Origin of the sequence: Amycolatopsis sp. NPDC004625, assembly GCF_040609695.1 — a bacterium.
Classification (GTDB): Bacteria; Actinomycetota; Actinomycetes; order Mycobacteriales; family Pseudonocardiaceae; genus Amycolatopsis.
Genome location: NZ_JBEXKX010000045.1, coordinates 64,395 through 78,134 on the forward strand (window position 1 = coordinate 64,395; position 13,740 = coordinate 78,134).

The 13,740-nt window shown below is 70.4% G+C and carries 6 protein-coding genes; 4 read left to right on the plus strand and 2 right to left on the minus strand.

The window, feature by feature from the left end; translation table 11 throughout:
• Window positions 1–69: 69 nt before the first annotated feature.
• From ABZW17_RS36870 to ABZW17_RS36880, 3 genes are all read left to right on the plus strand, one after another.
• A complete protein-coding gene (locus ABZW17_RS36870) occupies window positions 70–1,779 on the plus strand; it encodes a serine/threonine-protein kinase (protein WP_354824449.1) in 1,710 nt (569 codons plus the stop codon).
• 172 nt (window positions 1,780–1,951) lie between these two features.
• Window positions 1,952–5,884, plus strand: coding sequence for an SGNH/GDSL hydrolase family protein (locus ABZW17_RS36875; RefSeq protein ID WP_354824452.1), 3,933 nt, complete (start codon window positions 1,952–1,954; stop codon window positions 5,882–5,884).
• Window positions 5,884–6,285 (plus strand): hypothetical protein, encoded by a 402-nt coding sequence (locus ABZW17_RS36880; protein ID WP_354824456.1) that lies wholly within the window; start codon window positions 5,884–5,886, stop codon window positions 6,283–6,285. Before ABZW17_RS36875 ends, ABZW17_RS36880 begins: the two co-directional genes overlap by 1 nt.
• A 96-nt stretch (window positions 6,286–6,381) precedes the next feature.
• Here the strand turns inward: ABZW17_RS36880 and ABZW17_RS36885 are convergent, their stop codons facing one another.
• Together ABZW17_RS36885 and ABZW17_RS36890 are read right to left on the minus strand one after the other, a co-directional pair.
• Window positions 6,382–10,200: a hypothetical protein gene (locus ABZW17_RS36885; protein ID WP_354824459.1), complete on the minus strand. Its 3,819-nt coding sequence runs from the start codon at window positions 10,198–10,200 to the stop codon at window positions 6,382–6,384.
• A gap of 576 nt (window positions 10,201–10,776) precedes the next feature.
• Window positions 10,777–12,963 carry a transglycosylase domain-containing protein gene (locus ABZW17_RS36890; RefSeq protein WP_354824463.1) on the minus strand — a complete coding sequence of 729 codons (2,187 nt, stop codon included), beginning with the start codon at window positions 12,961–12,963 and terminating at the stop codon, window positions 10,777–10,779.
• Window positions 12,964–13,308: 345 nt separating this feature from the next.
• On the opposite strand from ABZW17_RS36890, the gene ABZW17_RS36895 reads away from it, so the two are divergent.
• Complete coding sequence (locus tag ABZW17_RS36895; RefSeq protein WP_103355214.1) at window positions 13,309–13,605, plus strand: WhiB family transcriptional regulator; 297 nt, start codon at window positions 13,309–13,311, stop codon at window positions 13,603–13,605.
• Window positions 13,606–13,740: the final 135 nt, after the last annotated feature.

A 13,740-nucleotide genomic window follows, 5' to 3' on the forward strand; every position in this document is an offset into this window, starting at 1 on the left:
GGGAACCTGCCGCTTAGCATTTGCGTCGGCCCGAAGACGGGTGACCAGCCGGGGGGCTTGGGGAGAACGATGGAGCAGTTCGGGCCGTACCGGATCGAGGGCCTGCTCGGCCGCGGTGGCATGGGCGAGGTGCACCGCGCCTACGACACCGCGCACGACCGGGTCGTCGCGCTGAAGCTGTTGTCCGACCCGTTCGTCGCCGACGAAGCCTTCCGCGCGCGGTTCCGCCGCGAGTCGCAGATCGTCGCGCGGCTGCGGGAACCGCACGTCATCCCGATCCACGCCTACGGCGAGGTCGACGGCCGCCTCTACCTCGACATGCGGCTCGTCGAAGGCCGCGACCTCAAGGAGCTCCTCGAAGCCGGGCCGCTCGAGCCCGCGCGGGCCGCCGGGATCGCGGCGCAGGTCGCCGGCGCGCTCGACGCCGCCCACGCCGACGGCCTGGTGCACCGCGACGTCAAGCCGTCGAACGTGCTCGTCACCGACGCCGACTTCGTGTACCTCGTGGACTTCGGCATCGCGCGGTCGATGACCGCCGAAGGGACGTCGATCACCGGCACCGGCAACGTGATCGGCACCCTCGACTACATGGCGCCGGAACGCTTCGGCGACGCCCCGGTCACCGGGCTCGTCGACGTCTACGCGCTCGCGTGCGTGTTCTTCGAATGCCTGACCGGCCGGCGCCCGTTCCCGGCCGAGGGCGCGGCCGCGCAGATGGGCGCGCACCTGACCGCCCCGCCGCCGGTGCTCTCCCAGGCACGCCCGGGCCTGCCCCCGGCGTTGGACGCCGTGGTGGCGCGCGGCATGGCGAAGAACCCGGCGGACCGGTACCCGACGGCGAGCGCGTTCGCCGACGCCGTCCGCGGGGCCCTGACCGCGCCCGCACCGCCGTTCCCGACGTGGCAGAAGACGCTGCCGGGCCCGATGCCGCACGCCGCCCCGCCACCGATGACCCCGCCCCGGCCGATGCCGCTCCCGACGGCGCCGCACCCGGGTCCGCGGACGGGCCCCTTCACCGGACCGCCGCCGAGCACCCCGCCGGTCCAGCCGCCGAAGTCGCAGCGGAACCGGTGGATCGCGCTGTGCGCGGCGCTGGCGGGCGTCGTCGTGGTGGCGTTGGTGATCACCTACGTCGTGACGCGGGACAGGACGACCCAGACGGCCGGACCGGGCCCGTCGACGCCGTCGTCCGACTCGCAAAGCTCTTCACCGGCCCCGGAAACCCCGACCGACACACCGTCCAACTCGGAATCTAAGTCCACTTCGGAATCGAAACCGCCGCACGACACCAAGCTGTACGACGCCCTGCCCGTCGTCTACAAGGGAGAGACGTGCACCGACGCGGCGCCGTCCGCGGGGGCGGTGGCCGCGGTCGAGTGCACGGACTCGACGGTCGGCGACGTCCACTCCGGCAACGTCATCCTCCCGCAGCCGACCGGCGCCCGGTTCCTGCGCTTCGCCGACGCCGGTTCGATGAACGCCTTCTTCCAGGACGTCGTCAAGACCCAGGGCCTGACCCGCAACGACGCCCAAGGCGGGTGCCGCCCGAAGAAGGTGGCGAAGATCTGGGGCACGTACTACCGGGCGGAGACGCCGAACCCGCTGCCCGGCGACTACCTGACGTGCTTCCTCGGCGACCCGGCCCAGCTCGTGTGGACGGACGGGCAGAGCCTGCTCGCCGGCGTCCTGCTGGCCCCGAAGGTCACCGACAACGACCAGCTGGACAAGCTCTACTACTGGTGGAACGAGCAGATCCTGTCTCGGTCCGCGCAGGGCTGATCACCCGGGCAGCGTATTGATCGTCAGGCCCTGAGCTGGCTGAATACCCCTGAAGAGGGGGCAAAACCGGCAATCCGTGCCGGACCACACCCACTGGGGTTCCACACCGCGTCCGTGCCGGCGCGGTGTTTCGGCGCGAGCAGGTTCGCGCCCACTGCATCGAGGGGGATCAGTGAAATCCAGCCGTCCACGGCTCAGATGGGCGTCCGCGTTCGCGGTCGCGATCTCGGTCACCGCCGCCGTTTCCGCGCCGGCCTCCGCCGCGCCGAGCGTTCCGAACCCGGAGACCGACACCTTGGCCGCGGCCCCGCGGCGGGCCACCGCCCGCAGCGTCGGTGCCGGGGAGCGCGCGCCCGGCTGGGACCGTTCCGCCGACCGGGCCTGGACCACCAGCGGCGACGCCGACGGCTTCCACCTGCTGGTCGCCGACGAGGCGAAGGGCTACGAGTGGCGCACCGTCGCCACGCTGTCCGAGCCGGGTCTCGACGTCGACGCGTGGATCGGGAACGTCTGCGTGACCGGGTCGGCCCACCGCGCGGTCGTCGCGTACGCCCCGCGCACCTTCACCAACAAGACCGAGCTCTTCGACCGCGGTGCGTTCACCGCCGTCGTCGACCTCGACACCGGTGCGGTGCGGAAGCTGCCGGTCCGGACCAGTCTCGCCTACTTCAACCCCTCCTGCGGCACCGGCGAGTCCGCCGTCCTCACGCAGGCCGGCGACGAAGACCTCGGGAAGACCAGGCTGCTGCGCCTCGACGCGGCGTCCGGCAAGCTCGCCGCGCCCGTCGACGTCGCCGGGCAGCTGACGTCGGCGGTACCGACGGCGCACGGCCTGATCGGCGCGACCAAGGACGCCCTCGTCCGGGTCACCGAAACCGGCGCCCTGCAGCGGGTCGCCCCGGCGTCCGGGGTGCCCTACGCGCTGGCGGCCGACGCCGACGGCGGCGTGGTCTACCTCGACCACGACGGGACGCAGAACGCCAGGGCCCGCCGCGCGGTGATCGGCGGCAACGGGACGGTCACCACCAGGACCCTCGCCACCGGCGCGCGGACCGCGCTGGGCGTCACCTCGGGCCGCGGTGGCCGGGTCGCCGTCACCGGCGCCAAGAAGGCCACGGGCGCGGCCCTGCCCGCCGCCGTTTCGCTGCTCGACGTGCCGAAGGACGCGACGGTGTCCACCGAGGCGCGGCTCGCCGTCACCGAGGTGGTCAAGCCGGGCGCGCCCGACCCGCGGCAGGCGCCCGCGGGCCCCCAGGCCGTCAACATCACCGCGACGGTCCTGCCCACCCGCAAGCAGGTCACGCTGGTCGCCGGCACGGACACCGCGCCCGCGGCCGGGCGCGTGACCAGCCCGGCCGCCGGCGCCGTCGCGGCCGGGGCGACGACCAACGGCAACCCCACCGACCCGTCCGACTCCGCCGACCGCTACTGCAGCGTGCCCCGCACCGACCCGCGCAACCAGGCGATGCAGCCGAAGCCCCGGCAGGTCGAATGGGCGGTCGACCAGGCCGTTCGCGGCGCGCTGACGGTGCAGCGCCCGGCGAACTGGAAGAACCTCGGCATGCCGGCGTACACGCCGCAGGGCCTGTTCCCCAAGGTGAACCTGACCGGTGGCGGGTTCGTGCCCGCGCAGGTGATGCTCGGCATCACGGCGCAGGAGTCGAACATGTGGCAGGCCGCGCGCTCCTCGGTGCCCGGCACCACCGGCAACCCGCTGATCGGCAACTACTACGGCATCAACTACTACAACGGCAACGCGGCCGACGACTGGACGATCGACTGGGCGAAGGCCGACTGCGGGTACGGCGTCACGCAGGTGACCGACCACATGCGACTGGCGGGCCGGGAAAAGGGCCCGGGCGACGAGGCGTGGCCGTACCAGACGCAGCGGGCGGTGGCGCTGGACTTCGCCGCGAACGTGGCCGCCGGCGCGCAGATCATCTCGAACAAGTGGAACGAGGTCCGGGCCGCGGGGCTCGTCGTCAACAACGGTGACGTCTCCCGGATCGAGAACTGGTTCTTCGCGATCTGGGCCTACAACTCCGGGTTCCACCCCGCGTCGGGGTCGGCCCCGTGGGGGCTCGGCTGGGGCAACAACCCCGCCAACCCGCGCTTCCTCGACAGCCGGCTCCCGTTCCTCGAGTACTCCTACGCCGACGCGGCGCACCCGCAGTACTGGCCGTACCCGGAGAAGGTGCTCGGCTGGGCCGGGCACCCGGTCAACCTGATCGAGACGCCGGGCACCATGGTCGCCGGCTTCCGGCCGTCGTGGTGGAACACCGTCGACAACCGGCTCGCGGTCAAGCCGCCGGTGAACCAGTTCTGCGACGCGAGCAACGAATGCCACCCGGGCGAGAAGAACGTGCCGGACTACGCGGGCACCGGTCCCGACGACCCGGCCAACGTCGTCGGCGAACCGGCCGGCCCGTGCGCGCACAAGACCGGCGGGAAGTTCGACCTCAAGTGCTGGTACCACCAGTCGAACACGTGGAAGCCGGACTGCGACTCCTCGTGCGGGTACGAGCTGCTCCGGTTCGATCCCGGGTACGCCTACCAGGACGACGCCAACAGCTACCCGCCCAACTGCGAAACCAAGGGCCTGCCGTCGAACGCGCTGATCGTCGACGACGCGAACGGCGCTCCGCCGGTCCGGAACAACTGCGGGCAGCCGTGGACCAACGCGGGCAGTTTCCAGCTCAGCTACGCCGACGACGGCACCGGGCACTACCCGGGGAAGGTCGACACGCACCAGCTCGGCGGCGGGTTCGGCGGCCACTTCTACTTCGGCCACACGCGGACGTCGTCGGTCGAGGGCGGCCGCCTGAAGGCCACCGGGACGTGGACGCTGGACAACTCGCTCAACGCCTGGGCACGGGTGCTGGTGCACCTGCCGGACGTCGGCGCCCAGACGCAGCAGGCGCGCTACGACATCAGCCTGGGCAACGGGCAGAGCCGGCACCGGTACCTCAACCAGCAGATCCAGCGCAACGGCTGGGTGTCGATCGGGGTGTACCCGTTCGCCGGGCGGCCGAGCGTCTCGATGAGCACGCTGACCGAGGACGGCACCGGCGACCTCGACGTCGCCTGGGACGCGATCGCGTTCCAGCCGCTGCCGGCCAAGCCGACGAACATCGTCGCGGCGCTCGGCGACTCCTACTCCTCGGGTGAGGGCGCCGGGAACTACGCGACCGAATCCGACCTCAACCACGGCAACGCCGAGTGGAACGCCTGCCGCCGCAGTGCCAACGCCTGGCCGCGCAAGATGGTGATCCCGGGGTCGGGTGGTTCGCTGGGCACGCTGTCCGACCAGTGGAACACGAACAACGAGCTCGGGTTCGTCGCCTGTTCCGGGGCGTGGACGTGGAACGTGTCCGGCCGGTGGAACGGGTCGGGCTCGATCCCGACGTCGTGGATCCACCCGGAGCAGTACGAGAAGGGCGACGGCCAGTTCCACGAGATCAACCAGGTGGCCTCCGGGGTGCTGACGCCGGAAACCACCCTGGTGACCCTGACGATCGGCGGCAACGACGAGAACGCGTTCGTCAACGCCCTGATGGACTGCGCGTACCCGACCAACTGCGCCGACGACGAGTACCTGCCGAAGTACAAGGCCATCTTCGACCGCACGAAGACGCGGCTCGCGGACACGATCCGCGCCATCCGCGGTGAGGCGCCGAACGCGCGCATCGTGCTGACGGCCTACCCGGAACCGTTGAGCCGCACGGTGAAGTGCGGTGGCTCCTGGTACTTCGACATGTCCGAGGTGCACGCGATCGCCGAGCTGACCAACTACGCCCGTGACAAGGAGGCCGAGGTCGTCGCGCAGTTGCGCGGCGAGGGCGTCAACGTCGACGCGGCCGACCCGATCGGCGCGTTCGTCGGCCACGGCGGCTGCGACGACCCGGAGTGGATCAACAAGATCGTCCTCGGCCCCAACGGCGAGGGTGACTTCCACAACGGGGACAACCCGTCGCCGTTCTGCTTCTGGGACATCCTGGGCGGCGCGTGCCTGAGCCGCGAGATGTTCCACCCCAACGCGGCGGGGACGACGGGCTACGCTCAGGTGATGGAACAGCGCCTCGCCCAGCTCCACTACCCGAGCTGATGACCGCACCGGGACGGCGGCTGAAGCCGCTGCGCGTGCTCTTCTGGGTCGTCCTCGGCGCGGTACTGGCCGGGGCGGCGGGAGTCGCGCTGTTCTTCACCGTCGTCCCGGCCCGGGTGCAGGACAAGCTCACGGAGCCGCACGTGGTCGGCTCGGAGGCCCCGCAGATAGCGGCCCGGCTGGAGAAGCTGTCCCCGGCGGAGCGAGCGGACGACGCCTCGGTCCGCCGCGCGGCGGCGGTCGACGGCGCGGTGGCGAACGAGATCACGCGGGACGTCGCACGGATGACGGTGGTCGCCGAGCTGCTGTCGCCGGATCCGGACCACGTCTGTTACGCGTTCACGGTGCTGCCGGCGGCGGGGACACCGGTGCGGTACGAGCGGTTGCCGGGCTGCCCCTGAACCGGCCGGTCTCGACGGCCCAGGCCGCGGGAACAGCGAACAGCACGATTGCCGCCGTTGCTGTTCCCGCGACCTGACGCTGGTTCACGGCCGAAATTACCAGTCGTGCAGTGTCCGCTCGAAAACCTGCGTGTAGAGCGTGGAACCGTATTCGTTGGGGTGGAACGATTGCTGGCTCACCGGCTGCTTGGCGTCCCCGTGCGAGAACCGGGTGACCACGCCGTGAATGGCTTCGGCGGTGCCGCACGCGCCCTTGCCGTCGAAGGCCGGCACCGGGTCGGCGAACCTGATGTTCATGCCGCCGTCGCGCAGTTTCGTCACCTCCTGGGACTGGAGGTCGTGGAGCTGGCCCGCGATGCCGCGGAACCACGTGATCGAACTGCCGCCGAAGAGCAGGGTGCAGGGCGACGCGTTTTCGACCGGTTGCGGATAGCCCATGAACAGCAGGGCGGCGTTCGGTGCGGCCGCGGCCACGTCCCTGATGGTCCTTTCCATGTCCGGGATGACGCTGCCGGTCAGCAACGCGGGAATGGTTTGGGAAACCGGCTTCCCGTCGTTGTCGAGTGACATGTCGGCGCACGACCCGCCGGTGTGCGCGGGGAAGTAGGTCACGCAGTTGTTGAGGATGTCCGTGAACCGCGCGTCGTTTCCGCCGGTCGACAGGGTGACCAGGTTGGTGTACTGGTCGAGATAACCTTGGTCGAGCTGCGCGGGTTCACCGTATTCGCCGGAGTCGCCCAGCCAGAGGTTGTGGCTGCGCGCGCCTTGGCAGGCCGTCATGTGGTAGTCGAGCGACGGGTCGAAGGTGTCCGAGCGGCTGCCGATGCTCTGCCCCGGGTTGTCGCTCAGCTTGCCCAGGCGTGACCACGCGTCGCTGGAGCGGTGGCACGCGTTGCGCAGCGTCTTGTCGTTGCCGTCGTGGTCGGTTTCCCGGTAGTAGGCCCAGGAATCGTCGGGGGTGACCCCTTCGCCGGACGAGTACGAGTCGCCCATCGCGACGATCTGGTTCGCGGGCTTGCCGGGCAGCGGCTGGAAGGCGACGGCGTCCCAGGCGACGTCGTCGACGCCGTTGGGCAGGTCACCGATGTAGTTCGCGTGCGTCAGGTTGTCCAGGGACACGCTGGGCACGCCGGCGAACTTGAACGCACCGAGGGAACGCCAGCTGCCCGCCTGGGGATGCCGGTTGTCGTCGAGGTAACCGCCTTCCGCGACCGAGCGCAGGGGCGAGGTGCTGTCCGAGCCGTTGACCCGGTACCACGCCTGCGGGGTGGTCGCGCCGTGGTCGGGGACGTACACCAGGACCCGGGCCCAGCCGTTGATCGCCTGGTCGAGGGTCCACGTCCCGGTGACCTTGTGCTTGGCGTTGACCAGCGTGTCCTTCCACGTGTGGGCGAACCAGAAGTGCCCGCGGTAGCCGGTGTCGAGCTGGTGGAAGTCGATCTTCGACGGGTAGTTGCCCACGTTGTCGGGAGCGAAGCTGAACGTCAGGGAGCCGTGGCTGACCGCACCCGCACCGCAGCCGTTCCTGGTGCGCGTGCCCGGCGCGACGTCGTCGACGATCAGGAAGCCGCCCGAACCCGCCGGGGTCGAGCAGTCCGAGTGGTAGAACTGCCCCGGCTGGGGTTCGGCCTCACCCGGCGAGTGGATCACGGCTTCCGTGCCGAGCAGGGCCGCGCTGGGCTGCCACGTCGAGGAAGCGTGCCAGAAGCAGGCGAGGTCGTCGCGGAGGCAGTGGCTGGCCACGGTGCCCGGGAAGTTCCCCGGCACGTGGGTCTTGGCCGGGTCGCACCCGTTCTGCGCGGGCGCGCAGAACGTCAGGAGGGCCGGAACGCTCGGCTTGCCGTTCGGGAACGCGGCCTTCACGAAGGTGGCGCTGTACTGGCCCGCCGACCAGTTGTAGCGGACCAGGGAGTTCTTCGCGAAGCCGATGACCCGCTCCGGGTAGGTCCAGTCCGCGGGGTGCTTGGCGTCGTTGCAGTTGCCGTTCGCGTCCTGCTGTTCCGGCTTGCAGCTGGTCAGGTTGTCCAGGAAGCCCTTGCGGTCCTGGATCAGGTCCTGGTTGGCCATGTTGTTGGACCAGCCGAGCCCGTAGACGTCCGGGTGGCTGTTGGGGTCGGTCGGGTCGTTCAGCTTGTGCCACCCGCTGTTGTACGCCCAGAGCGCGAACCACCAGTTTTCGATGTACCGCGGGTCCGCGTTGTTCGCGACCACCCCGAGGTCCTTCATCTGGTTCCACTTGTCGATCAGGATGTTCAGCCCGGCGGCGATGTTCGCGGCGTAGTCCACGGTGAGCGCGACCTGCTGGTCGTGGCTGTACACAGTGGACCCGTCGCCCACGGTCATCCCGGTGGTGACCTGGGTCGCGCCGTAGCCGCAGTCGGCCTTGGCGAAGTTCACCGACTCGACGCCGACGTTGCGGCCGTAGAAGCCGCCCTGTTCGAAGTTCGCGCTTTCGCCGTCGACGGCGTGCGGGCTCGCCTGCCACATGTTGGACTCCTGGGCCATGATGCCCAGCAGGACCTGCGCCGGCACCAGGCCGCCGCCGCGGAGGGCGTGCATCGGGAAGAGCCCCTGCGGCGTGTAGGCCGGGAGGGTGGAACCGTTGTACCCGGCCGGGCGCGACACCGTGAGCGCGCCCTTCACGGCGAGGTCCGCGGCCCACTCGGCCATCTGCGGGGTTTCCTGCAGCGACTGGATGCGCGGGTCGTTGCGCGGGATCGCGCACTTGCGGTTCGGGTCCGTGGTGTCGTCGCCCGTGCCGGACGGCTGAGCGCCACCGGGACCCGCGGTCTTCGCCACGGCGGGGGAGTCGGCGCTGCCCTGTTCCGGGTGCAGCGCGGCGGGCGCGACCTCGAACTTCGGCTCGGCGCCGGTCGACAGGACCCGCGCGGTGATCCGCACCGGCGTGACGCCGGCGGGACGCGGCTCGGAGCCGGGCGCGGCGGGGTTGCCGGGCAGGGCGGAGTCGACGCCGAAGGCGCCGGTGGTCGAGAGCTCCGAGTCGGCGGGGACCTTCGCCGCCTGCCAGCCCGCGGGCGCGGACGGCAACGCGGCGTCCGGCCCCTGCAGGAACACGCGGCCGGCGGAGCCGTGCAACTGGACCGAGCCCTGCGGTGCCCGGGTGACGACCTTGTCGGCGCCGTCGGCGTACCGGTGGACGGCCGTCTCGGAGGCGGTCTGGGTCTGGTAGCCGACACCTCCCGAGGCGTCCACGGTCAGCCGGAACGCGCCACCGGGCGCGTACGCCACCGGCTTGACCGCGCCGTCGGCGCCGACGGACACGAGGTTGTCGCCCTTGGCCGCGATGACACCCGTGCCGGTGGGGACGGCGGACGTCACCTGGCCGACGGCGTCCACGCTCGAGGTGATGCGGCCGGCCTCGGCGTCCACAGTGAACAGCCGGGAGACGTACTGGCCCTTGCGGGAGAAGTTCTGCGTGAGCACCGCCTGCTCGCCGGCACCGCAGCCCGGGTCGTAGTAGGCGATGGACACGGGTTCCGGCAGTTTCGTGACCGCACCGGTGTCCAGGTCGACGACCGCGGCGAGCGCACCGTGGTGGTAGCGGTCTTCGTCGTTCACGAGCTGGCGCGGCGCGTAGACGACGACGGCCCGCTTCCCCGACGAGGTGACGCAGGTCCGGCCGATCCACCGGTCGGTGTCCGTGCCGGTTTCGGTCAGGGTGGCGGCGGTGCGCCAGGTGTAGCCGTCCTTGGCGTCGGCGACCAGGACGTGGAAGCCCGACGCGTCGCCGTTGCTGGTCACGGCCCGGTCGGGGGAGCCGGCCCAGCCCGTTCCGAGCACTTCGGACCGTTGTGCGGCCGGAACGGACGAAGCGGCCGGCGCTGCGTCGGCCACCGGCCCGGCCGGTGGTGGCGCGGCCGGCGGCGCGGCCTCGGCGGCCGGTGCCGTGATCATCGCGCAGGCCACGGCGGCAGCCGCGGCCGAAGGTGACCAGCGCAGTCTTCGACGCGCAGGTCGGCGGGCAGAAAGCATGGGGATACCTACCTCGGAGCGAGAGAGCGGTGACGGAAAAGGGATCGGGGTGACCCGTTTCCGGAGAAAACCGCAGCGTGCCCGGAATACCGGCAAAGCGACGGCTGAATCGCGTGTCGAGCGGACGAGGAGCGATCGCTCCTGTGTTCGACGGCCGCACCGGCGCACGGCGGCGCCGCATGCTCACCCCCTCCCCAGGGTTGGCGGCCATGCTCGAACCCGCAGAACGTTGCTGCAGGTCATCGCAGTAAACACCGGGCGAGCGCTGGTGATCAAGGGGCCGTAAGGGTGGTGTGAGATCACGTGCTGCGAGAGCTGGCCGTCACCTGAACGGCCGATTGATCAAGAGGTGCGCGGCGCCGACCAAGTAGGTCGGCTCGGCCATGGAAAGCGCTTACTCGTCGGTGGTGCGCACCGGGAATCCCGCTCCGCTGAGCCGGAAAACGCCGAGCGGGCCACGGCAGCTCGTGCCGTGGCCCGCTCGGTTCCGTTCCGGGGTTATCGGGCGGGGCCGCCCATGTACTGCGGGTCCGGCTGCGGCAGTGGCGCCTCCGGCTGGCCGGCCAGGATGTTCGACACCGCCCCGAACCACGTCCTGGCGGGGGCGTGTCCACCGAAGATGTTGCCGTCACGGCCGCCGGGGCACAGGCTGACGCGGCCCGGTCCGGCGTCGCAGATACCGCCTTGTCCGCCGCCGAACTTGAACGTCATGGCGGCCCCGGCGATCTGGGGGGTGCCGCCCACGAACGCCGCCGAGACGTTCGACTGCGTGGTTCCGGTCTTGCCGATCAGCGGACGCGTCCAGCCCACCGCGGACGCCGCCTGCGCCGAGGTACCGCCGCCGGGCTGGTCGTCCTTGCTCATGCCGACCGCGAGCGTGTTCGCAAGGCCCTCCGGCACCGCCTGCTCGCACGGGGCCTCCTTGATCGGCACCGGCTTCCCGTTGCGGTCGCTCACCCCGGCGATCGGCGTCGGCGGGCACCAGACGCCGCCGGACAGGATGGTGGCGGCCACGTTGCCCATCTCGAGTCCGCTGACCGGGCTCACGCCGAGGGTGAACGAGCCGAGGCCGGGGCTGTTGCCCTGGGGGCCGTAGTACTTCGTCTGGGTGTCCCGCAGCTCGGCCCTGGTCGCGTTCGGATCGGGCGTGCGGCCCGCCGCGCTGCTGGCCATCGTGTCGCGCAGGCCGAGGCGGTGCGCCATGTCCACGGCGGGGCCGGTGCTGCCGATCCGGTCTTCGAGTTCGACGAACGCGGTGTTCGGCGACGTCGCCAGCGCGGTCTGGATGTTCGCGCCACTCGCCAGCCTGCTGTAGTCGCCGGCGTTGCCGACGCAGTACCAGAACGTTCTCGGTTTGCCGGTCGGCCCGCCACACCCGCCGGGCCCGGTGGTGAAGACGTGCGAGGTGTACTTGTCCGGGATGTCGATCGGCGAGTAGATCCCGGCGATCCCCTTGTCCATCGCCCCCGCGGTGGTGAAGATCTTGAACGTCGACCCCGCGCCACCGGTGTTGTAAACGCCCGCGGGCAGCGTGTACGTCGTCTGACCGGCGTCCTGGTTCTGCCCGTAGTCACGGTTCGCCGCCAAGGCGACCACCTCGTGGCGGTCCTTGCCCGGCTTGATCAGGGACAACGTGTTCGCGATGTACGGCTGGGTCTTCTTGACCTGGTTCTCCGCCGAGACCTTCGCCTCGTGGTTGGCGCGCTCGTCCAGCGTGCTCTTGATCGTGTAGCCGCCGGTGTAGAGCTGGTCCTTGGTCATCCCGCCCGCCTTGAGCAGGTAGTCCTCGACGTACTGGCAGAAGAACCCGGCCTCCGGGCCCGCGCCGATGCAGTTGGCCGGCGGCTTGGCCGGGCCGTCGGGGACCACGCCGAGCGGCTCGCCCTTGAAGCGGTCCGCGTCGGCCTTCGCCAGCTTCTTGTTGTCGACCATCCGGTCGAGGACCAGGTTGCGGCGGGCGGTGGCCTTGTCCGGGTGCTTCCACGGGTCGTTGTTGATCGGGTTGTTCACCAGCCCGGCCAGCAGCGCCGCCTGGGGCACCGTGAGCTTCTCCGGCGTCGTGTCGAAGTACGCGTGCGCCGCCGCGCCGATGCCGTAGATCTGCCGGGAGAACTCGACGATGTTGAGGTAGTTGGCCAGGATCTGCTGCTTGGTCAGCTTCGTCTCGAGCTGGATCGAGATCCGCGCTTCCTTCAGCTTGCGCGAGATCGACTGCTCCTGGGCCTTCTTCTGCCCGATCGGGTCGTTCCGGTAGACGACGTTGATCAGGTAGTTCTTGGTGAGCTGCTGGGTCAGCGTCGACGCGCCCTGGGTGTCGGCGCCGGTGCTGTTGCTGACGGCCGCGCGCAGCGTGCCCTGCCAGTCCACGCCGTGGTGCTCGTAGAACCGCTTGTCCTCGACCGAGACCAGCGCCCACTTCATGGCTTCGTTGATCTGGTTCTCGTTGATCGGCAGCCGGTACTGGTCGTAGAGGGTCGCGATCGGCGTCCCGGCGCTGTCCGTGACGGTCGTCACCAGGGGCGGCGGGATGTCCGCGAGGTCGGAGGACGTCTTCTCCACCGTCTCGCTGGCCTGGTTGGACATGACACCGGCCGCCCCCACGACCGGGAACAGCATGCCGGCGACGAGCACCCCCGCGAGCAGGCAGAGGCCGATGAGCTTGAACAAACCATCCGCTTTTCGCACGAGGGCCAGGCTACCCGGAGTGGGTCCGGCGCCGGTGACGCCGTGTCTCCGACGGTGTGAAATCCGTGACAAAACAGGCCCCCTTCGGTGACAACTGGTAACGGAAGGCATTCTGGGTCTTGGCGGGGGGAACCGAAGGCCCCTACAGTCCGTCAACGTCTCACGAAGAAAAGCCGACGGATGGATCAACGCGGGTGGGAGCTCGTCTGGTCCGAACGGCGGCACCGGCACCGGGGAGGTGCCCGGGTAACCGACGTGAGCTGAGGGAGACACGCTCGCGGGGGCAGGGCGCGCAGTGCCTTTCCCCCGCTGGTGCGTCGATCACCAGGGTAGGGAGCTGGGGGTATGGAAACCAACCAGTCGAGCTGGCGAATCAACGCGTCCTGCCGGGACGCCGATCCGGACGGCCTGTTCGTCCGGGGTGCGGAGCAGAACCGGGCCAAAGCGGTCTGCATGGGCTGCCCGGTCCGCACCGAATGCCTCGCCGAAGCGCTCGACGGCCGGATCAACTTCGGCGTCTGGGGTGGCATGACCGAACGTGAGCGGCGGGCCCTGCTGCGCCGCCGCCCCGACGTGGAGAGCTGGGCCGACCTCCTGGAGGCGGCCAAGCGCACCGCGTTGGAACGGGTCAAGGTCGGCTGAGCACCCTGCCGCAGCCGGTCGTGAGTGGGAAACAGTGTCTACTGGTTGTACAAGGTTAAGGAAACAAACCAGAGGAGCGGTGGCGGGGGCCCACGCAAGGGAGCGACGTTGTGTACAATGTAGATAGGGGAGAGA